Annotated in this window: 21 protein-coding genes; 11 read left to right on the top strand and 10 right to left on the bottom strand. The window is 65.0% G+C overall.

The features are described from left to right. The first annotated feature begins 219 nt into the window (after window positions 1–219). Window positions 220–1,419: a M20 aminoacylase family protein gene (locus tag AC1RR3_RS12200; protein WP_492822714.1), complete on the top strand. Its 1,200-nt coding sequence runs from the start codon at window positions 220–222 to the stop codon at window positions 1,417–1,419. A gap of 30 nt (window positions 1,420–1,449) precedes the next feature. Here the strand turns inward: AC1RR3_RS12200 and AC1RR3_RS12195 are convergent, their stop codons facing one another. The 4 genes from AC1RR3_RS12195 to glsA all read right to left on the bottom strand — a co-directional run bounded on the left by AC1RR3_RS12195 (window position 1,450) and on the right by glsA (window position 6,466). Next, complete coding sequence (locus tag AC1RR3_RS12195) at window positions 1,450–2,790, bottom strand: metal-dependent hydrolase family protein (RefSeq protein WP_492822712.1); 1,341 nt, start codon at window positions 2,788–2,790, stop codon at window positions 1,450–1,452. Window positions 2,791–2,808: 18 nt separating this feature from the next. Next, window positions 2,809–3,372, bottom strand: a complete 564-nt coding sequence (locus AC1RR3_RS12190) for an HdeD family acid-resistance protein (RefSeq protein ID WP_492822710.1) — start codon at window positions 3,370–3,372, stop codon at window positions 2,809–2,811. Window positions 3,373–3,765: 393 nt separating this feature from the next. Then, entirely contained in the window at window positions 3,766–5,406 is a 1,641-nt protein-coding gene (locus tag AC1RR3_RS12185) for an MFS transporter (RefSeq protein WP_492822708.1), read from the bottom strand. 64 nt (window positions 5,407–5,470) lie between these two features. Then, window positions 5,471–6,466: a glutaminase A gene (gene glsA, locus AC1RR3_RS12180; RefSeq protein WP_492822706.1), complete on the bottom strand. Its 996-nt coding sequence runs from the start codon at window positions 6,464–6,466 to the stop codon at window positions 5,471–5,473. A gap of 367 nt (window positions 6,467–6,833) precedes the next feature. Between glsA and AC1RR3_RS12175 the strand changes: the two genes are divergently transcribed. Further along, window positions 6,834–7,043, top strand: a complete 210-nt coding sequence (locus AC1RR3_RS12175; RefSeq protein WP_492822704.1) for a hypothetical protein — start codon at window positions 6,834–6,836, stop codon at window positions 7,041–7,043. A 17-nt stretch (window positions 7,044–7,060) separates the two neighbouring features. On the opposite strand, the gene AC1RR3_RS12170 is transcribed toward AC1RR3_RS12175, so the two are convergent. Next, window positions 7,061–7,768: a GntR family transcriptional regulator gene (locus tag AC1RR3_RS12170; RefSeq protein WP_492822702.1), complete on the bottom strand. Its 708-nt coding sequence runs from the start codon at window positions 7,766–7,768 to the stop codon at window positions 7,061–7,063. Window positions 7,769–8,038: 270 nt separating this feature from the next. Here AC1RR3_RS12170 and AC1RR3_RS12165 point away from each other — a divergent pair, with 270 nt between their 5' ends. The 6 genes from AC1RR3_RS12165 (at window position 8,039) to AC1RR3_RS12140 (ending at window position 13,633) form a co-directional block, all read left to right on the top strand. After that, window positions 8,039–9,025 carry an ABC transporter ATP-binding protein gene (locus AC1RR3_RS12165; RefSeq protein WP_492822700.1) on the top strand — a complete coding sequence of 329 codons (987 nt, stop codon included), beginning with the start codon at window positions 8,039–8,041 and terminating at the stop codon, window positions 9,023–9,025. A 43-nt stretch (window positions 9,026–9,068) separates the two neighbouring features. After that, complete coding sequence (locus AC1RR3_RS12160) at window positions 9,069–10,358, top strand: ABC transporter substrate-binding protein (RefSeq protein WP_492822698.1); 1,290 nt, start codon at window positions 9,069–9,071, stop codon at window positions 10,356–10,358. 4 nt (window positions 10,359–10,362) lie between these two features. After that, window positions 10,363–11,322 carry an ABC transporter permease gene (locus tag AC1RR3_RS12155; protein WP_492822696.1) on the top strand — a complete coding sequence of 320 codons (960 nt, stop codon included), beginning with the start codon at window positions 10,363–10,365 and terminating at the stop codon, window positions 11,320–11,322. A 3-nt stretch (window positions 11,323–11,325) separates the two neighbouring features. Beyond that, on the top strand, window positions 11,326–12,204 hold the full coding sequence (locus AC1RR3_RS12150) for an ABC transporter permease (RefSeq protein ID WP_492822694.1): 879 nt from the start codon (window positions 11,326–11,328) through the stop codon (window positions 12,202–12,204). Between the two features lie 21 nt (window positions 12,205–12,225). Further along, complete coding sequence (locus AC1RR3_RS12145; RefSeq protein ID WP_492822692.1) at window positions 12,226–12,957, top strand: aspartate/glutamate racemase family protein; 732 nt, start codon at window positions 12,226–12,228, stop codon at window positions 12,955–12,957. Window positions 12,958–13,138: 181 nt separating this feature from the next. Beyond that, entirely contained in the window at window positions 13,139–13,633 is a 495-nt protein-coding gene (locus AC1RR3_RS12140; protein WP_492822690.1) for a hypothetical protein, read from the top strand. Window positions 13,634–13,823: 190 nt separating this feature from the next. Here the strand turns inward: AC1RR3_RS12140 and AC1RR3_RS12135 are convergent, their stop codons facing one another. Both AC1RR3_RS12135 and AC1RR3_RS12130 read right to left on the bottom strand, forming a co-directional pair. Next, entirely contained in the window at window positions 13,824–14,183 is a 360-nt protein-coding gene (locus AC1RR3_RS12135) for a hypothetical protein (RefSeq protein ID WP_492822688.1), read from the bottom strand. 103 nt (window positions 14,184–14,286) lie between these two features. Then, complete coding sequence (locus tag AC1RR3_RS12130; RefSeq protein WP_492822686.1) at window positions 14,287–14,589, bottom strand: hypothetical protein; 303 nt, start codon at window positions 14,587–14,589, stop codon at window positions 14,287–14,289. Window positions 14,590–14,685: 96 nt separating this feature from the next. Between AC1RR3_RS12130 and AC1RR3_RS12125 the strand changes: the two genes are divergently transcribed. After that, window positions 14,686–14,916 (top strand): hypothetical protein, encoded by a 231-nt coding sequence (locus AC1RR3_RS12125; protein ID WP_492822684.1) that lies wholly within the window; start codon window positions 14,686–14,688, stop codon window positions 14,914–14,916. After that, window positions 14,913–15,077 (top strand): hypothetical protein, encoded by a 165-nt coding sequence (locus AC1RR3_RS12120; protein WP_492822682.1) that lies wholly within the window; start codon window positions 14,913–14,915, stop codon window positions 15,075–15,077. Before AC1RR3_RS12125 ends, AC1RR3_RS12120 begins: the two co-directional genes overlap by 4 nt. 11 nt (window positions 15,078–15,088) lie before the next feature. On the opposite strand, the gene AC1RR3_RS12115 is transcribed toward AC1RR3_RS12120, so the two are convergent. From AC1RR3_RS12115 to AC1RR3_RS12105, 3 genes are all read right to left on the bottom strand, one after another. Continuing rightward, window positions 15,089–16,786: a PAS-domain containing protein gene (locus AC1RR3_RS12115; protein ID WP_492822680.1), complete on the bottom strand. Its 1,698-nt coding sequence runs from the start codon at window positions 16,784–16,786 to the stop codon at window positions 15,089–15,091. Window positions 16,787–16,913: 127 nt separating this feature from the next. Then, on the bottom strand, window positions 16,914–17,444 hold the full coding sequence (locus AC1RR3_RS12110) for a gamma carbonic anhydrase family protein (protein WP_492822678.1): 531 nt from the start codon (window positions 17,442–17,444) through the stop codon (window positions 16,914–16,916). Window positions 17,445–17,519: 75 nt separating this feature from the next. Beyond that, window positions 17,520–17,849, bottom strand: coding sequence for a DUF6949 family protein (locus AC1RR3_RS12105; protein WP_492822676.1), 330 nt, complete (start codon window positions 17,847–17,849; stop codon window positions 17,520–17,522). 223 nt (window positions 17,850–18,072) lie between these two features. Here AC1RR3_RS12105 and AC1RR3_RS12100 point away from each other — a divergent pair, with 223 nt between their 5' ends. Beyond that, complete coding sequence (locus AC1RR3_RS12100; RefSeq protein ID WP_492822674.1) at window positions 18,073–18,774, top strand: hypothetical protein; 702 nt, start codon at window positions 18,073–18,075, stop codon at window positions 18,772–18,774. Window positions 18,775–18,869 lie beyond the last annotated feature (95 nt).

Below are 18,869 nucleotides of genomic sequence, written 5' to 3'. Positions count from 1 at the left end.
GCTGGCCACACCGGTTTATGCACGCGTCAGCGTGCCAGGATGTTCCTGTAGACTTTGCCGTCCTTCATGATCACCACGAAATTTTTCGCGGGGTTTCCGCGAGCAGCGCAATCGATGCCTGCCTCCTGTGCGCGCGTGCCTCTTCCCCGTTCGAGTCCGGCCGGCTAATCGGGGCTTGCGTCTCGCCTCACCTCACCCGAATCCGGAATTGCCACGATCATGACCAGCAACGCCATCCTGTCCGCCATCAAGACTTTCGAGGGCGAGCTGATCGCCATCCGGCGCGACATTCACGCCCATCCGGAGATCGCGTTCGAGGAGGTGCGGACCGCGGCGCTGGTGGCCGGCAGGCTGCGCGACTGGGGGATCGAGACGCATGAGGGGATCGCCGGGACCGGTGTCGTCGGCACGCTCAGGGGCAACCGGCCCGGGCAGCGCGCCATCGCGCTTCGCGCCGACATGGACGCGCTCCGCATCGAGGAGAAGAGCGAGTTTGCGCATCGCTCGACCGTCCCGGGCAAGATGCACGCCTGCGGCCACGACGGACACACGGCGATGCTGCTCGGTGCTGCGCGCTACCTCGCCGAGAACAGGGATTTCGGCGGCACCGTGCATTTCATCTTCCAACCCGCGGAGGAAGGCCTGGGCGGTGCCCGCGTGATGCTGGAGGAAGGCCTGTTCGAGCGCTTCCCGACCGACGCGGTCTACGGCATGCACAACCAGCCCGGACTGCGCGCCGGCGAGTTCGGTATCCGCCAGGGCCCGGCGCTGGCCGCAAGCGACACCTGGATCGTCACCTTCCGCGGCAGCGGCGGCCACGGTGGATCCGGCGCACACACCGCAACCGATCCCACCATCCCGCTCGCCAACTTCATCCTCGGCGTCCAGACCATCGTTGCCCGCAACGTGCCGGCCGTGGAGCCGGCCGTGCTCAGCGTCGGACATATTCAAGCCGGCGCCTTCAGCTCCCCGAACGTGATCCCGGCCGAGGTCGTGATCACCGGGACCGCGCGCTGCTTCTCGCCCGCCGTGCGCGACATTCTGGAGCAGCGGCTGCGGCAGCTGGCCGAAGGCGTTGCGGCGATCCAGGGCTGCACCGCCGAGGTCGTGTACAAGCGCCGTTATCCGCCGCTGGTCAACACCGCAGCGGAGGTCGCGATCGCGTCGGAGGTTGCGGCCGGCATCGTCGGCGCGGGAAAGGTCGACACCAACATCCCGCTCAACACCGGTGCCGACGACTTCGCCTTCATGCTGGAGCAGCGCCCGGGCGCCTTCATCCGGATCGGAAACGGCAGCGCCGAGGACGGCCCCTGCCACCGGCTGCACACCCCGCTCTATGATTTCAACGATGACGTGCTGGCACTCGGCTCGACCTATTGGGTCAGCCTGGTGCGTAAGGAGCTCGCGGTCGAGGCATAGTCGCCGGATGCGGCAAACAGGCCCCTCACCTCAGCGCGCAAGGCTGTTCTTGTAGACCCTGCCGCCCTTCATGATGACCACGAAATTCTTCGCGGGATCTTCGACGAGGGCGATGTTGTCGAGCGGATTGCCGTCGACCAGGAGGAGATCTGCGAGCGCCCCCTCCTCGACCACGCCGAGCTTGCCGGGATAGGGATTGCGCAAGCCGGACAGGCTCAGCAATTCGGCATTGGTGGACGTCGCCATGGCCAGTGCTTCGGCCGGCGTGTACCAGCGCGTCAGCGCGGCCAGCATCGAGCCCTGCTTGTCCGCCAGCGCCTTCGAGAACAGCACGTCGGTCCCGAAGGCGGTCTTGATGCGGTACTTCTTCGCAAGAGCGTAGACGCGGTCGGTGCCGGCAACCACCTGCCGCATCTTGTCCTGCTCCGAAGGGCCGAGCGCCGCGGCGCCGGAGAGATCCAGGAACGGCTGCGTGCTGAGCCAGACGCCCTTCTCCGCGATCAGCTTTGCGCTCGCCTCGTCCATGAGGTGGCCGTGCTCGATGCATCGGACGCCGGCTGCGATCGAGCGCTGGATCGCGACCGGCGTATAGGCGTGCGTGGCAACGTAAGTGCCCCAATTGTCGGCGGCTTCGACTGCCGCGCGCAGCTCCGGCTCGGTGAAGGTGGAGACGTCGAGTGGGCTGAAGGGCGATGCGACCCCGCCGCCCGCGGTGAGCTTGACCTGGGAAGCGCCCTGCATGAGCTGCTCGCGCGCGCGCACGCGCACCTCGTCGGGACTGTCGGCGACCATGCTGCCGCCGATCCGCTCCATGCGGCTCAGCATGCCGCCGATGGTGCGCGGCAGATCGGAGAGCTGGCGGAAGTCGCCATGGCCGCTGGTGATGGTGATGATGGCGCCGGAGGGATAGATGCGGGGGCCTGCGACGAGATCCTCGTCAATGGCCTGCTTGAGGCCGAAGCTCGGGCCGCCCATGTCGCGTATGGTGGTAAAGCCGCGCATCAGCGTTGCGGTTGCTTCGCTGGCGGCGAGCAGATTGTTGTAGCCGATATCGCCCGCGAGCGCGGCCATCGGCGTCGGGCGCACCAGCATCGCATGCCAATGCGCGTCGATCAGCCCCGGCATCAGCACGCGGCCGCCACCGTCGATCACCTGACCGGCGGCCGCGATGTCCGTGATCGAGATCTTCTCGATCTTCCCATCCCTGACGAGGACATTGGACGCGGCCGAAAGCGCAGCGTTCCTTCCGTCGAATATCCTGACGTTGCGGAACAGGACCGAGGAATTCTGCTGGGCCGGCGCAGGCAACGCGCTGCAGAGAAGCACCGCGAGCAGCGCCACGAGGCCGGCCCGCGCATTCGATCCCGACATGTTCAGTCTCCACGCCGACTATGCCGTTGCCGCCACGGGCCGCCACGCAAAGGTCAGCCACCCGATGCCGTGCGACAACAGATCGATGCCGAGCAGCAGTCCCAGCACCCAGAGCCCGGTCATCGGAAAGCCGGTGAGGATGACCAGCCCCGCGAGCACGCCGAACAGCCCGGACGCCAGCATGATCCCGCCGCCCTGTTGCCAGCGGCCGATGCCGATCAGCATGCGGACCACACCGGAGATCAGGAGCGCGAGGCCCAGCACATAGGTCAGCAACAAGGCGCCGGTCAGCGGCTGGCTGACGAGGATGATGCCGAAGGCGATGTAGAGAATGCCGAGCACCACCTGCCAGACGAAGCCGCCCCAGCCCTTGGTCCAGAACGCGTGAAAAATCTCGAAGGCGCCGGTGGCAATCGCCATCCAGCCGATGAAGAGCGCGCTGACCACGGTGAAGAACGCAACGTCGCCCAGCACCATCAGCCCTGTGAAGACCATGAAGAGCCCGAGCAGGACGCAGACCCAGCGGGACGGTTGCGGCAGTCGGGTTGCGCCCATCGGCGCGCTGTGATCGTAGGTCGTCATGACGTCCTCCTTCGGTTATCTCCAGCGCCAGCCGCAATGGCGACGGCTACGATGCCACCAGCACACCCAGCGCCGGCGTCGCCGATGCCAAGAGGGCGGACGCGACGGCGGACGATGCGGCGGTCGGTGTGGTGGACGATGGCCCGGTGCCGGTAACGGACGGGCGGCTTGCGCATAAATGCGACTGGCGGCTTCGTGTTTGACCGGAGGCGCGTCAGCGTTCGGCGGCACCTCAGGCAGAGCAGCTGCGTCCTGCGACCACAGGCTCACGCCTGCACCTGCGAGGACCACGCCTCCAAGCAGCGTGCGCAGCGCGCGGCGGCGATCCATCTCACTCAACGATCTCATCTCCGGGGCTCTCCTTCGCAAAGTCCCCTGCCCGCGACTTCCAGCTCACGTCCTTGCCTTGGTCTCATCGCTCGGGATCTCGCCCGGCAGGTAATCGGGAAGCCGTCCGGCCGGAATGATTGCGATCAGCGCAAGGCCCGCCATGATGAGAAGTCCGATCTTCAGCGCCCGCAGCCGCGCCTCGGTGTTCACCCGGACCGCCTCCGTCACCTGCTCCGGCGTGCCGCTGGTGCGTTCGAGGACGCTGCGCAGCCGGTCGTTGCTGACGAAGGTGATGTTGTCGAGATCGACCTGGGCCTGGAGCTCCGGCGTCAGCACGGGGCTCGCCGTGATCTTGCCGAGCGCGATGGTGCTGAGCAGGCCGACCAGCAGCGCCCCGGCCACCGCGGTCCCGACCGCAGCGGCGAGGTTTTGCGTGGTGCCGCGCAAGGAGCCGACGTCCCCGGCAAGCGCCTTTGGCGACGCCGTCACCAGGACGTTGAACAACAAGGTCACCAGCGAGCCCTGGCCGATGCCGAACAGGACCAGCCCGAACAGCACGGGAACCTCGCTCCAGTCGTTGCGCACGACGAAGGCGAGCCAGACCAGCGCGATGGTGCAGAACGCAAAGCCGTAACGGCCGATCTGGCGCGGCGTCAGCCGCTCGTAGACATTGACGATCAGCATCGCCGAGAAGAAGACCGTGAGGTTGAACGGCATCATCGCGATCGCAGTCGCGATCGGCGACCGTCCCTGCACGATCTGGATATAGAGCGGCACGGTGAAGTTCAGTGCAGCCTCCAGTGCCACCACCGCGAACAGCGCAAAGACCGCGCAGCGTTCCTGCGGCGAATCCACCACCTCCAGCGCCAGCAGCGGCGTCTTCCCCGCGGCCTGCCGCCGGTGGGTCCAGAGCAGGAACCCCTGGCCCAGCACGATCCCGAGCACGATCATGAACGGCGCCGGCGATAGGCCGAGCAGATCGAACGGCGCATTCGGCGTCGCAACCGCAAGGCCCCAGCCGTTGAGATTATTGAAGCCGAAGCTGATGAGGATGATCGCGCTTGCTGCGAGCGCGACGCCGACGAGGTCGATCTGCACATCGCTACGGCCGTGATCCGGCTTGAGCCGAAAACTCATCAGGAAGACGATGGCGGAAGCCGCGATCAGGATGCCGAACGCGGGTCGCCAGCCGATATAGGTCCCGAGCACGCCGCCGATGACGAAGGCGAGCACGCCGGCGGCCGCACGGGCCGAGCCGAGCGCGCCCAGCGCGGTTGCCTGTTGGCGACCGGCATAGTTCTCGGCGATCAGCGCCACCAGCGAAGGCACGATCACTGCGCCAGCGGCGCCGCAGAGCGCCTGCGCCGAGACCATGACCGCGGCCGAGGGGCTGAACGTCATCATCAGCTGCGAGACAAAGAACAGCACGACGGCCATGCGAAACACCTGCAACGCGCCGAAACGCTGCGCGAGCTTGGCACCGAGCATGACGAAACCCGCAACCAGCATCGAGTACGCCACGATGCCGGTCGCGACCATGGTCGGCGCGACGCCGAAGCTTGCGACCATGCCGCCCATCGCGACCGGGAGCGAGGCCACGTTGAACGACATGATCATCTGGCCGAGCGCAATCGAGATCATGGGAATCCATGACGCACGCTCCTCCTGGTGGATGCCGCCGATCGAGATTGTCTGTGTGGCCATGACGTCCTCCGGCTTGATCGGCATTGCGATCGGTCGGGCGGGGGCCCGCCGATCGCTCTCGCATTCATTGCTCCGGTTGCGATACGAACAGATCCATGCCCAGCCGCTGCGACAGGAACTTTGCGGCGAGCTGTCCCCGCACGCTGTTGCCGGCCGCATCGAGCGGCGGTGCGAAGGTGCCGAAGCCACCCTTGCCGGGCGACACCGCGACGATGCCGCCGCCGATCCCACTCTTGCCGGGCAGGCCGATGTCGTAGAGCCAGTCGCCCGAGGTCTCGTAGAGGCCGGCCGTGATCATGACGGCCAGCGCGTAATGGCAGACCGAGGCATCGACCACGCGCTGCTTGGTGACCGGATTGACGCCGCCGTCGGCCAGCGTCGCCCCCATCACGGCGAGGTCGCGGGCACTCACATTGAGCGAACACTGCCGCGTGTAGAGGTCGGTCGCTTCCTTCGCGTCGCAATAGATGCGCTCGTAGCTCTCCAAGAGGCGCGCGATGCTGCGATTGCGGAAATTGGTCTGCGACGCTGACGCGTAGACCTCCTCGTTGAGCGGCAGCTTGCGGCCGGCAAAGCGCGACAGCCCGTCATGGATGAACGCCCACCGCGCTGCGGGCGTAGCTCCCGGCGCGAGGCTGGTTGTCGCAATCGCGCCGGCATTCACCATCGGGTTGGTGCGACCGCTGCCCTGCTCGACCGCAGCGAGCGAGTTGAACGGAAGCCCGGTCGCATTCGCACCAAGCTTGGCGCGCGCCTGCTCCGGCCCGATCGTCTCGCAGACCAGCGCGAACAGGAACGGCTTCGACACGCTCATGATGGAGAATTCGTGGTCGACGTCGCCAGCACCGTAGACCTGCCCGCTGGTTCCGACGACGCAGACGCCAAACAGATCGCCCGGAACCCGGGCAAGCGCCGGATAGACCTGCGAATTGTCACCGTCACGATTTGATTTGAAGCGCCGCTGAGCCTCGTTCACCAGCGATTGCACGATCTCGGGAGCGGGCAAGTGGCCGGTCGAAACGTAGGCGGTCTCTCGTTCGTCAGCCAGAGCTAGTGCCATGGCAGAACTCCGCAGAACGGATTCAACTGCTGTCGGCTCCGTTCTAGAACTCGACACTGCCTCAAGTTGATGCCTACGTCCTCGCGGAGTCAATTTGCAACCATAGGAAGATTTTGCAACTCAGCCATACGACTCCATGAGGGATGCGCGGACTGTGCATTCGCGTCGCAATTTGCGGCAAATACGTAAGCTCTTCTGTCTCGCTTGCATCGAACTCTAATCAAAAGGCCGACATCATGTCTAACCTATGATCAACGCAAGATTGCAACCACCTCACACAGGCGTACGATATCTCGCGGCCTGCTCAACGGGATGGGGCCAGAGGCGAGTTTTGAAAGCAGACCGCTTATCAAGTGCGAGGCGCAACATGGCGGCACAAACGAGTGACGGACACGTCCTGCTGGTCAAGAAACTCGGCGGACTCTTCGCAATCATCATCGGATGTCTGCTGACCGCGGTCGGCGTAACCTTTGAATCCAGCGGCACGACTTTCGTCGGCATCCTTTTCCTTGTGCTTGGCGCCGGCTTGCTGGTGCTGAAGATCGTCGGGCGAAACGAAGGATCTTCGCTGCCATAGACGACCGTGCGGTTCGCTTACGCGCCCAGCACGTCCGCGAGCCGCAACTCGTCAGCGGCGGGATCCTTCAGGAACAGCTCGGCTTCGATCTCGTTCAGATGCGACAGCATCTGCGCGCGAGCGGCTTGCTTGTCGCGCTTGCGGATCGCGGTGACGATGCCGGCGTGATGATCGGTGCCGCAGGCCGGCGTGTCGTGACGGCGGTAGAGCAGGATGATGAGCGAAGAGCGCGCGATCAGCTCCTTCAGGAAGCCGAGATAGATGCTGTGGCCAGACATCTCGGCGACGAGCTTGTGAAACTCGCCGGAAAGGCGGACCGAAGCGCGCGCGTCGCCGCGCAGCTCCGCCTCACGCTCTTCGGTGAGATGACGCTGGAGGCGATCGAGCCAGGCCGGCGAGACCGCGTCGATCGCGTGGTCGACGATGGTGGGCTCGATCAGGCGGCGCGCCTCGAACACTTCGCGGGCATCGGCTGGCGTCGGACGTGCAACAAAGGCGCCGCGGTTCTTCTCGATGTTGACGATGCCCTCATGCGCGAGCTGCTGGAGCGCGGTGCGGACCAGCGTGCGGCTCGCACCGTAGATCTCGCCGATCTCGTCCTCGCCGAGCTTCGTGCCCGGCAGCAGGCGATGTTCGAGGATCGCCGCGGTCACGCCTTCCCTGATACGGCTGACGCGATCGCTCGCGTCTGGCGCATCGGATTTTGGGCGGGTGTTGGCGGCCATCACTTCGAGGGGCTTGGGCTTGAGGGCTCGATCGGCGACGTTCGGTCTCGAATGTTAGTCGACGAGCTGTATCCAATCACAGGCGAAACTTTATACAATCCGAGCACATTTTGTGTGCATATTGCTGCCCACGCCGCGCGCCGCGCCGTTGCGCCGGATTCGATCTAACGAGCTGACTCCACTGCACAGTTTTGGAATTCGGCAGTCTCCGGGCGGTTGGCACGGACCTTGCGGAGAAAGTCGGAGCATCGCCCTCCCAGCGGACACGCCATGGCCACTCCTGCCGCTCTCGAACTGGTCGCCGTCACCAAGCGCTACGACACGACGCTGGCCGTCGACAACGTCAACCTCAAGATCCCGGCCGGCACCTATTGCTGCCTGCTCGGCCCCTCCGGCTGCGGCAAGACCTCGACCCTGCGCATGATCGCGGGCCATGAGGCGGTCAGCGAGGGCGACATCATCCTGGGCCCGCAGAACGTCACCGACCTCGAGCCCGCCAAGCGCGGCACCGCGATGATGTTCCAGTCCTACGCCCTGTTTCCGCACCTGACGGTGCTCGACAATGTCGCGTTTGCCCTGAAAATGCGCGGTGTCGACCGCGCCACCAGGCACAAGCGCGCCGGCGAATTGCTCGAGCTGGTCGCGATGACCCCCTATGCGGCGCGGCTGCCGGCGCAGCTCTCCGGCGGCCAGCAGCAGCGCGTCGCGCTCGCGCGGGCGCTGATCACCGAGCCGCAGATCCTGCTGCTCGACGAGCCGCTGTCCGCGCTCGATCCGTTCCTGCGGGTGAAGATGCGCGGCGAGCTCAAGCGGCTCCAGCGCGAGCTCGGCATCAGCTTCATCCAGGTCACCCACGGCCAGGAAGAGGCGATGGCGCTCGCCGACCACATCGTGGTGATGAATCACGGCAAGATCGAGCAGCAGGGCTCGGCCCGCGACATCTTCCACCACCCCCGCACCGAATTCGTGGCGCGCTTCATCGGCGGCCACAACGTCCTCAGCGACGCCGGCAAGCTCATCGCCGTGCGCGCCGATCAGCTCGGCATCGTGCCGTTCACTGACGGCGCGTTCGGCGCGCCGGCGCTGCTGACCCAGACCGAGTACCAGGGCTCCTATGTCGCCGTCTCGCTGACGCTCGACGACGGCACGTCCCTGTTCTCCCACGTTTCCGAGGCCGCCTTCGACGTTCACCCGTTCCGTCCGGGCGATCGCGTGCTGGCCACCTGGGATCCCGCCAAGGCGCAGCGCCTGCAATAGCGCCTTCATCTTAGAAAATGCGCAACACAGAGGAGTGAGCGATATGACCGAGACGACCAGAAAGACCGGCGTCAGCCGCCGCACGCTATTGAAGAGCACCGCGGGTCTCGCCGGCCTCGCCGCCGGCTCCGGCGCCATCACCGGCTTCCCCTACGTGATGTCGGCCGAGCCGAAGGTGCTGCGCTATCTCGGCACCGCCGTGAACGAGGGCGACGACATCTCCAAGCAGTGCCTGAAGGACACCGGCATCAAGATCGAATACATCACCGCGACCACCGACGACGTCACCAAGCGCGTGATGACCCAGCCGAACTCCTTCGACGTGCTGGACACCGAATATTTCTCGCTGAAGAAGCTGGTGCCGTCGGGCAACATCCTTGCCCTCGATGCCAAGAAGATCAAGGAATTCGACAACATCACACCGGTCTTCACCAAGGGCCAGACGCCTGGCGGCAAGAAGATCGGCAACCAGGGCACCGCGCCCTGGAAGGTGCTCTATCTCGAAGGCAAGGACTCCAAGAAGTTCGCGACGTCGGCGACCGAGTTCGTCACGCTGATTCCGACCGTCTACAACGCCGACACGCTCGGCATCCGCCCCGACATCATCAAGCGCCCGATCAGCTCGTGGTCCGAGCTGCTCAACCCTGAATTCAAGGGCAAGGCCTCGATCCTCAACATCCCCTCGATCGGCATCATGGATGCCGCGATGGTCGTCGAAGCCACCGGCAAGTACAAATATGCCGACAAGGGCAACATGACCAAGGAAGAGATCGATCTCACCATGAAGGTGATGACCGAAGCCAAGAAGGCCGGCCAGTTCCGCGCCTTCTGGAAAGACTTCAACGAGAGCGTCAATTTGATGGCCTCGGGCGAGACGGTGATCCAGTCGATGTGGTCGCCGGCGGTGACGAAGGTGCGCTCGATGGGCATCGCCTGCACCTTCCAGCCGCTCAAGGAAGGCTACCGCTCCTGGGCCTCGGGCTTCTGCGTCTCCAAGGGCGTCTCGGGTGCGAAGCTCGAATGGGCCTATGAGTTCGTCAACTGGTTCCTGTCCGGCTATGCCGGCGCCTATCTCAACCGCCAGGGCTATTACTCCGCCGTGCTCTCCACCGCGAAGGCGCACATGGAGCCCTACGAGTGGGCCTATTGGATGGAAGGCAAGCCGGCCGAGAAGGACATCAAGGCGCCCGACGGTTCGCTGCTGGAGAAGGCCGGCGCGGTGCGTGACGGCGGCTCCTACGAGGACCGCATGGGCGGTGTCGCCTGCTGGAACGCGGTGATGGACGAGAACGACTACATGGTCCGCAAGTGGAACGAGTTCATCGCGGCCTGACGTGATGGACACCTCAGAGGACATCCTGCAACAGGCATCTCCGGACCTTGGCCGGGGATCGGAGACGGCGCGCCGCACCAAGGCGGCGCGCCTGTCGCCCTCGTTCGTCTCCTGGCTCCAGGCCGGGCCGATGATGCTGGTGTTTCTCGCCTTCTTCCTGATCCCGCTGGTGTTCGTCGTCATCGTCTCGTTCTGGGACTACAACGAATACCAGCTGCTGCCGGCCTTCTCGGGCCGCGGCTATACCGACACGTTCGAAGGCTGCATCGCGCAGCTCCCCGATCTCTGCACGATCGGGCGAACCTATGTGATGACGCTGAAGCTCTGCTTCATGGTCTGGGCGATCACACTCTTCATCGGCTTCTGGGTCGCCTACTTCCTCGCCTTCCACGTCAAGTCCAAGACCTGGCAAATGGGATTGTCGCTGCTCTGCACGATCCCGTTCTGGACCTCCAACGTGATCCGGATGATCGCGTGGATTCCGCTGCTCGGCCGCAATGGCCTGGTCAACTCCGGCCTCGTCAAGACAGGGCTGATCAACCAGCCGCTGGAGTGGCTGCTGTTCTCCGAATTCTCCGTGGTGCTGGCGCTGGTGCACCTCTTCACCTTCTTCATGGTGGTGCCGATCTTCAATTCGATGGTGCGCATCGACAAGTCGCTGATCGAGGCCGCCTATGATGCCGGCGCCACCGGCTTCCAGACGCTCGTCAACGTCATCATCCCGCTCGCCAAGCCCGGCATCGTGATCGGCTCGATCTTCGTCATCACCATCGTGATGGGCGACTTCATCACCATCGGCGTGATGGGCGGCCAGCAGATTGCAGCTGCCGGCAAGATTATCGAGACCCGGGTGAACGCGCTGCAATTCCCGGCGGCCGCTGCGAATGCCGTGATCCTGCTCATCATTACGTTCCTGATCATCACCATGATGTCGCGCATCGTCGACATCAAGAAGGAGCTCTAGAGCATGAAGGAAGGACGCCCGCGCTCGTTCTACGTGCTCGCGATCTTCTTCGCGGCCTACACGCTGTTCCTCTACGGCCCGATGATCGCGATCTATGTGCTGTCGTTCCAGGGCCCGCAGGGCGGCCTCACCTTCCCGATGAACGGCGTGTCGACCTTCTGGATCGCAAAACTGTTCCAGGGCACCGGCATCGTCGATCTCGGGGCGGCCTTCCGCCGTTCGCTGCTGCTCGGCATCATCGTGATGATCGTCACCGTCGTGCTGTCGGTCGCCGCCGGCATGGCCTTCCGGCGCAAGTTCAAGGCGCAAAGCATTCTATTTTACTCTGCGATCGCGAGCCTCATCGTGCCCTCGATCATCACCTCGCTCGGCATCTCGCTTGAATTCCGCATCATCGACGATCTGATCAAGGCGCACTGGAACGAGAACTTCGAGACCTCGATGGGCCTGCTCACCTCCGGGCTCGGTGCACATCTGACCTGGACGCTGCCGTTCGGCCTGCTGATCATGTTTGCGATCTTCAACCGCTTCGATCCCAGGCTGGAGGAAGCCGCGCGCGATCTCGGCGCGACGCCGTGGCAGGCCTTCCGTCATGTCGTGCTGCCGATCATCCTGCCCTCGGTGATCGGTATCGGCCTGTTCGGCTTCACGCTGTCCTGGGACGAGCTGGCGCGCTCCAGCCAGGCGATCGGGGCGGTCAATACATTGCCGCTGGATCTGCAGGGCCTCACCACCACCGTGACGAACCCCGACATCTACGCGCTCGGCACCGTGATCTCCGCCGTCTCGTTCACGGTGATCAGCCTTGCGCTCGGCACCATCCACGTGCTCAACAAGCGGCAGGCGGCCAAGGGTTCGGACGCCGGCAAAGGGCTTGTCTGACAAGGGGCTTGTCTGATCGCGATGCGACTTCACGTCGTCAATCCCAACACGACCGCGTCGATGACAGCGAAGATCGCTGCTGCGGCGCGCAGCGTCGCGCTGCCCGACACATCGATCGACGCGCGCCAGCCGACCATGGGCCCGGTCTCGATCGAGGGCTTTTATGACGAAGCCTTCGCCGTCCCCGGAATGCTCGGCTGCATTCGTGACGCAGACCGCGACGGCGCGGATGCCCACATCATCGCCTGCTTCGACGACACCGGTCTCGATGCCGCGCGCGCCGCTGCCAAAGCGCCGGTGATCGGCATCGGCGAAGCCGGCTTCCACATCGCGAGCCTGATCGCGGCGCGCTTTGCCGTGGTGACGACGCTCGGCGTCTCGATCGTGCCGATCGAGCATAACCTGAAGAAGTACGGCCTCGCCGAGCGCTGCGCCCGCGTTCGCGCCGCCGAGGTCCCGGTGCTGGCATTGGAAGAGCGCAACACTGATGCGCTCGCAAAAATCTCTTCGGAAATCACCGCCGCGATCCGCGACGACCACGCGGAGGCGATCGTCCTCGGCTGCGCCGGCATGGCCGATCTCGCCAATGAGCTCGCCGCTACGCACGGCCTGCCCGTGGTCGACGGCGTCGCCGCCGCGGTGACGCTGGCGGAATCACTGGTGCGGCTGGGCCTGAAGACCTCCCGCCTCGGGCCGTATGCGGCGCCGCGACCGAAGACCTATTCCGGGCCATTTTCGCCGTTTCAGCCCTGAATCCCGCGATCCGCTGCAAACGCCGGGGTGCAAAGCCGGGTCCACGCCGCCTTTTTTGACCTTCAGCCTCTTTTTGGTCCCAATTGTTGCCGAACAGTAACACTTTCGGGACATCCCGGCCGCCGTATTCGGGCTGCCGGTCTTCGCCACTCACCAAGTTTCAATTTGGGTTTTGTCAGCGATGATCGATCTCGCAGAGGACGCACCGTCCAACCCCCTGCTTCGCCTCGGCGCCCAGCCCATCGCGCTGACGGCGGCCGCCCTTCTCCTGCTGATCGCCGGCGTGACCTCGATCGCGATCTGGCGCGCCTATACGGGCTCTGCGCCGGAGACCGACCGGGTGGTGGCGTCGCGGCAGCTCCAGACCCGCACCGCCCAGGCCTCCGAGCAGCTCGTCGAGAAGACCAAGGGGCTGGAGGCGACCCAGCAGGAATCGATCGACCAGCTCCAGGTCGTGCAGGACCAGCTCCAGACCGTGAAGCGACTGCTCGCGTCCCAGCAGGCCGACACCAAGCGCCTCTCGGAGCAGGTGGCGACCCTGAACGAGTCCATCGACGGCTTGCGGCAGTCCTTTGCCAGCGTCCGGACCTCCGAGGCCGAGACGCCGTCGGTTACCCGCAAGAAACCGGTGCGGCACCGCGTCCATGCCAGCGCGCGCAAGCGCTCGCGCGGCTGAGCGGGCCTCCGCGCGGCGACTCTAATTTTTTCCACTTGTGAACTGGATCACATTCGCCCGTATGATTCCGCGCGATGCTCGCCCTCACCGGATGGCGTGAGCCGATTTCAATATCCGGGGCTGGCAAGGTCGTTGACGGTATACTGCGTCAACGACCTTGTTTTTTAGTGGGCCCGCAGGTCCTTCCGCCTCACTCGCAGACGTCGACGCGACGGTATCGCCATCCCGCAGGCGTCATCACGCGCTTGCGCACGACGTAACAGCCGCCATAACCGCCATCATCGTAGCCGGTACCATAGTAATAGGAATTGCCGTAGGCGGGGTAACCGTAGCCGTAGTAGCCGCCATAGTAACCGGCGCCGGCGATACCCGCGCCGATAGCGACACCAGGCCAGAAGCCGCCGCCGTGCCAGTGGCCACCGCCATGGCCCCAGCCACCGCCGCCATGACCCCAGCCGCCTCCGCCGTGACCGCCCGCCTGTGCCGCCTGCGGCGTCGACAACCCAACTGCCACAACGGCCAGCGCCGCCATCATCATCTTACGTAACATCACTCGATCCTCCGCGTGGACACGCTCCACGCTTCAACGCACGATCAAGCTAATGCCATCGAGGCATTCCTGACAGCCACGCTGCCTCACTTCCGCGCGAGCATCAGCAGCCACGGCAAATGCTCTTCAGCTTCTTGTCGAGCATCCGGTTTTCGGTATTGACGGTGGCGTCGGCCGAAGCACCTGCGCTGGTGCCGGTGGTGACGCCAGGAGCCGTATTCGCGCCGGATGATTGAGCGGTCCCCAGGCTGTTGGTCCCGGGCGGCGGCGGCGGCGCGTTGGCGGCGCCGCCGGTCGATCCCGCCGCGCCGCCGGTCGCTTGCGCGAACGATACGGCCGGCATCGCCGCAAGACTGAAGATCACGATCAAGGTCTTGATTGAGACGGTTGCAGACGATCTGGCCATCGGAAATGCTCCTTTGGCCTGTCAACGGCCCGGGCCGGGACCCGTTCCGGAACAAACCCGGTCACATCAGCTTGAAACGAGGAGGCTGCCACGATCATGCGCAAACTGATCGCGTTCGACGAGGATACGTTCAACAAGCTGAAGCAATTGGGGCGCGACAGGATGGCAACGTTTCAGGAGCTCGCGGACGAAGCCTTTACCGACCTGTTGAAGAAGCACGGCATCCCGATCGATCTCAGGGCCGCGCTGCGCAAGAGCGCCAGGCTCAGTGGTGAAGCGGACAAGCCGTCCGCGCGTCCCAAAGCCAGAAAGGCCAGACCACGATGACCGATCGAGATCCTTTTGCAGAGGGCGAACGCGCCGCGCGCGAAAACATCCCGGCTGAGGCCAATCCCTACCTCAACGGCAGCGACGAGCATGCGCTCTGGGCCGCCGGCCACGAGAAGGTCGCGGGCGCGATCGAAGCGCGCGAATCCGAAGGAAGCTGACGCGTCGCTTGCTACGCGGCCGCCACCATCGTCTCGGTTCGGTCCTCGACCATGGTCACGAACATGTGGGACTCTTCGCCCGCGCCGCCGATCTGGACCCGCCGGGCCGAGATCACGCGGCGACCGCGCGTGGGATTGTCGATGGTATCGACGATCGGTTCGAGCTGCTGCTTCTGCGACAGAAGCTGCTGGTCGCGCCGCTCGATCAATTCGGCGGCCTCCGGCGAGAACAGTTCCCGCGCTGTCTTGCCGATGATCTCGCCGCGCGACATGCCGATCATCTTCTCGGCGGCCCTGTTGACGAAGACGTAGCGCTGGTTGCGGGCATCCTTGGCGATGATGCCCTCCGCCACGTTCTCGATGATGGTGGCGAGGAAACGCTCCATGCGCTGAAGAATGCGCTCGCGCTGACGCTGCTCGGTGACGTCCTCCTGCACGGACACCCAGCCGCCGCCATCCATCGGACGCTCGTAGATCCTGATGATGCGTCCGTCGTTCAAGGTGAGTTCAGAGGTTGCCGGCTCGCGCCGCGCGATCCGGCCGAGTACCGCCGCGAGAAATTTCTCGATGTCGCCGCTGAACAAGCCGCTCTTGACCCGGTGCTGGAGGATTTCCTCGAGCGTCGTCGATCCGGCCTGGATCGTCTCGGGCAGATTGTAGATCCGCCGGTAGTTGCCGTTCATCGCGACCACGTTCGCCTTGGCGTCGAGCATGATCAGGCCCTGCGGCATGCTGTTGATCGCAGCCGACAGCTGCCACTTCTTGGCCTGGTACTTGTCGTTGAACTGGTCGCGCTCGGTCATCGCCGCGTCGCGCGCCTGCGCGGTGCCGAGCTCGAGCTCTTCCAGCTCGAAGATACGCGCCACCGCATCGCGGAAATGCTGCACGGCGCGCGCGAGATGCCCTATCTCGTCATGACGGCCCAGATGCGGCACCTTGCTCTTGACGTCGCCGTCCGCGATCCGGTCGGTCGCCTGCGTAATCTCGGCGAGTGCCCCGACCACCGAGCCGCGCATCACGACGACGTTCAGCCCCGCCAGAAGGAGAGCCGCGAGCCCAAGCACGAACAGATAGGCGGCGGCATAGTGATTTTCGTTGGCGAGCTCGTCCGCCTGGCGGGCGCGCTCCCTGTAGATGCCTTCGAGCGTCTCGAGATCGCTGTTGAGCTTGTTGCGCAGCGTCCGGTTGGCATCATTATCGCCCAATTCGCGCGCTGCGGCCGCACTGATCTCGAGCCCGCGCCGCGCCAGCTCCTGGCGGAACTCGATGAAATTGGCGATGCGCTGACGGAAGCCGGCGAATTGCGCGGCGTCGTCGTTGCCGACGGTCCGTTCCATGTTCTTCACGGCGTCGGCGAGCTCGCGGTTGCGGCGCACCAGCCCGTCGGCGAACTGCTTCATCGCGCTGCGATCGCCGGACATGTAGATGCCACGCGATTCCATCACGATGGCGTAGATCAGCGTGTTGATGCGTCCGACGCTGATCGCCGCCTCGGCGGAAGAGGCATGCATGTGACGGTAGGTCGTCTGCAAGCGCACCGACTGGATCGACATCACGAGCAGAAAGGTGGTCACGATCGCCAGGAAGCCGGCGATGCTGTAGACCTTCTCCGCGACGCTCAGCGTATCCGCGCCGCGCGCGAAACGAACGAACTTCTTCAAAAGTTGGGTTCCGGCATCGAGCCGGGATCCCAGCGCCGCAGCGTCCATGGCGCCGCCTCCCTGGTTGAGAAGGCTCCACGGTACCCTTGTAGCGCTAGCGGAGGCTTAAAGTTCGCGCCGGTATTTTTACGGTACGGAACCGCGGCAAAGCCAGTCCGGGGGCGGCATCGGCGTCTCAGCCGATCCGCTTCAACCCCTTCGTGAAGCGCGGGCCGTTGGCGACATAGAACCTGGCCGCGCTCCCCATCTTCTGGACCTGGGCGTCATCGAGGGTGCGGATCACCCGCGCCGGCGAGCCGATGATCAGGGAGCGTTCGGGGAACTCCTTGCCTTCGGTGATGACCGAGCCGGCGCCGACGATGCTGTTGCGGCCGATCCTGGCGCCGTTCATCACGATCGAGCCCATGCCGATCAGCGCGCCCTCCTCGATGGTGCAGCCGTGCAAGATGACGTTGTGGCCGACGGTGCAGTTCCTGCCGATGACCATGGGAAAGCCGAGGTCGGTATGGCAGGTCGAGCCGTCCTGCACATTGGCGCCCTCGCCGATCTCGATCCACTCATTGTCGCCGCGCAGCACGGCACCGAACCAGACGCTCGCGCCCGGCTTCAGGCGCACGCGGCCGATCACGGTGGCGGTCTCCGCGATGAAGTAATTGCCGTCGGCGGGAAGATCGGGCGCCTGCCCGTCGAGCTCGTAGATCGCCATGGAGGTCTCCTGTCAGGTTGACTCAGCCATAGCGAAACGGCGGCCCTGAAGCAAAGGGCGGCCTCGAAGGCGATATCAGCCCAGCACGCCGGTCGCGCGCAGCGTCATCAGGAAGAAGGTGCCGCTCATCATGCTCCAGAAGCCGGCGATGACGGTCGCCATCATCACGAATTCGACGCGGCGGCTTTCCACCCGCATGCCGCGCAGCGTGTTGCGCATGATGATGAAGGGCGCGGCGAACACCAGGAACGGCACCGCCGCGAAGGTCTTCGGCGCCACGCCGTCCTGCAACAGGCCGAAGCCGGCCGGCCGCTGTGCGACCGCCTGGTATCCGCTCACGAGTGCGCCCGCGAGTGCGAAACCAATGAAGATCGAGAAGAATGTATTGAGAGCTTCAGGTGTCATCGGAACGGTCCGCCTTTACGCAACGCCGGAGCCTTCCTGTGACAAAAAGTGCCGGTTAACGCTACATTATCCTTAAGCGAAGGTTAACGCCGCCGCCCGGCCCGCGCAGGGCCCTCCCCGGTCCCCGCAGCCGGGAACGCTCCGCGAATTCGCCGCCGCATGGCATATTCGCCGCTGATTCGTCGGCCACCGGCCGACTTCGGGTTCCACGCGCGCTTCAATCATGACGGTGTTTTCGGCAGCCTCCCCTCGCTCTCCCCGCGCCCGGGCGCATGTCGTGCCGATCGTGCTCGGCGCTGCGGCCGCGGTGGGTGCGCTCGCGCTGGTCGCCTATCTGTTGTGGCCGACCTGGGGCGCGGGCGGCGCGAGCGCACCGGACAAGCTGCCGGTCAGCGTCGGCGGCACGCTGTTCAACCTGCCGGCGGCGGCGATCCGGATGAAGATCCAGCGGCACTCCGGACCGCAGGAGCGCATCGACCTCGACTTCCTCTATCCCTCGCTGGAGCCGCCCGGCGCGCCGAAACACGTCACCGCCGATGCGGTGGAAACGACGATGCAGCCGATCGACCGCATCTTCCTGTCGATCGCGGCCCATCACGATGCGCTCGCGCCCGAACAGCGGACTGCGACGATCTATCCGCGCTATCTCGACCAGGCCTCGACCAGTCCGGATGACGGGCTGACGATGCGGATGTTCCGCGCCGAGACGCCTTACGGCAGCGAGGATCTCTATTCCGCGGCAAGCCCGGCGCTGACCGCGCGCTGCACGCGCGATACGGCGACGCCCGGCATGTGCCTCTCCGAGCGCCGGGTCGGCGGCGCCGACCTCACCTTCCGCTTTCCGCGCAGCTGGCTGTCACAATGGCGCGACGCGGCGGAAGCGATGGACAAGCTGACGGCGCAGCTACGCGGGCCGAAGGGCTGAGTGCGGTCTCTACGCCCCGTCGCGATATCGGTGCGCCCGGACGAGCTGGAGCCTGTCGACGCGAAAATATCGAAAACAACCCCATGCACAGTAGC

The organism is Bradyrhizobium sp. GW821-FHT13H05, from assembly GCF_058804065.1.
This window is presented reverse-complemented; position numbering and strand designations above follow the sequence as displayed.

What these genes read in the sequence shown, in the direction of transcription:
- AC1RR3_RS12200 (WP_492822714.1), top strand. Translation starts at nt 220, where the DNA reads ATGACCAGCAACGCCATCCTGTCCGCCATCAAGACTTTCGAGGGCGAG.
- AC1RR3_RS12195 (WP_492822712.1), bottom strand. Translation starts at nt 2,790, where the DNA reads ATGTCGGGATCGAATGCGCGGGCCGGCCTCGTGGCGCTGCTCGCGGTG.
- AC1RR3_RS12190 (WP_492822710.1), bottom strand. Translation starts at nt 3,372, where the DNA reads ATGACGACCTACGATCACAGCGCGCCGATGGGCGCAACCCGACTGCCG.
- AC1RR3_RS12185 (WP_492822708.1), bottom strand. Translation starts at nt 5,406, where the DNA reads ATGGCCACACAGACAATCTCGATCGGCGGCATCCACCAGGAGGAGCGT.
- glsA (WP_492822706.1), bottom strand. Translation starts at nt 6,466, where the DNA reads ATGGCACTAGCTCTGGCTGACGAACGAGAGACCGCCTACGTTTCGACC.
- AC1RR3_RS12175 (WP_492822704.1), top strand. Translation starts at nt 6,834, where the DNA reads ATGGCGGCACAAACGAGTGACGGACACGTCCTGCTGGTCAAGAAACTC.
- AC1RR3_RS12170 (WP_492822702.1), bottom strand. Translation starts at nt 7,768, where the DNA reads ATGGCCGCCAACACCCGCCCAAAATCCGATGCGCCAGACGCGAGCGAT.
- AC1RR3_RS12165 (WP_492822700.1), top strand. Translation starts at nt 8,039, where the DNA reads ATGGCCACTCCTGCCGCTCTCGAACTGGTCGCCGTCACCAAGCGCTAC.
- AC1RR3_RS12160 (WP_492822698.1), top strand. Translation starts at nt 9,069, where the DNA reads ATGACCGAGACGACCAGAAAGACCGGCGTCAGCCGCCGCACGCTATTG.
- AC1RR3_RS12155 (WP_492822696.1), top strand. Translation starts at nt 10,363, where the DNA reads ATGGACACCTCAGAGGACATCCTGCAACAGGCATCTCCGGACCTTGGC.
- AC1RR3_RS12150 (WP_492822694.1), top strand. Translation starts at nt 11,326, where the DNA reads ATGAAGGAAGGACGCCCGCGCTCGTTCTACGTGCTCGCGATCTTCTTC.
- AC1RR3_RS12145 (WP_492822692.1), top strand. Translation starts at nt 12,226, where the DNA reads ATGCGACTTCACGTCGTCAATCCCAACACGACCGCGTCGATGACAGCG.
- AC1RR3_RS12140 (WP_492822690.1), top strand. Translation starts at nt 13,139, where the DNA reads ATGATCGATCTCGCAGAGGACGCACCGTCCAACCCCCTGCTTCGCCTC.
- AC1RR3_RS12135 (WP_492822688.1), bottom strand. Translation starts at nt 14,183, where the DNA reads ATGTTACGTAAGATGATGATGGCGGCGCTGGCCGTTGTGGCAGTTGGG.
- AC1RR3_RS12130 (WP_492822686.1), bottom strand. Translation starts at nt 14,589, where the DNA reads ATGGCCAGATCGTCTGCAACCGTCTCAATCAAGACCTTGATCGTGATC.
- AC1RR3_RS12125 (WP_492822684.1), top strand. Translation starts at nt 14,686, where the DNA reads ATGCGCAAACTGATCGCGTTCGACGAGGATACGTTCAACAAGCTGAAG.
- AC1RR3_RS12120 (WP_492822682.1), top strand. Translation starts at nt 14,913, where the DNA reads ATGACCGATCGAGATCCTTTTGCAGAGGGCGAACGCGCCGCGCGCGAA.
- AC1RR3_RS12115 (WP_492822680.1), bottom strand. Translation starts at nt 16,786, where the DNA reads ATGGACGCTGCGGCGCTGGGATCCCGGCTCGATGCCGGAACCCAACTT.
- AC1RR3_RS12110 (WP_492822678.1), bottom strand. Translation starts at nt 17,444, where the DNA reads ATGGCGATCTACGAGCTCGACGGGCAGGCGCCCGATCTTCCCGCCGAC.
- AC1RR3_RS12105 (WP_492822676.1), bottom strand. Translation starts at nt 17,849, where the DNA reads ATGACACCTGAAGCTCTCAATACATTCTTCTCGATCTTCATTGGTTTC.
- AC1RR3_RS12100 (WP_492822674.1), top strand. Translation starts at nt 18,073, where the DNA reads ATGACGGTGTTTTCGGCAGCCTCCCCTCGCTCTCCCCGCGCCCGGGCG.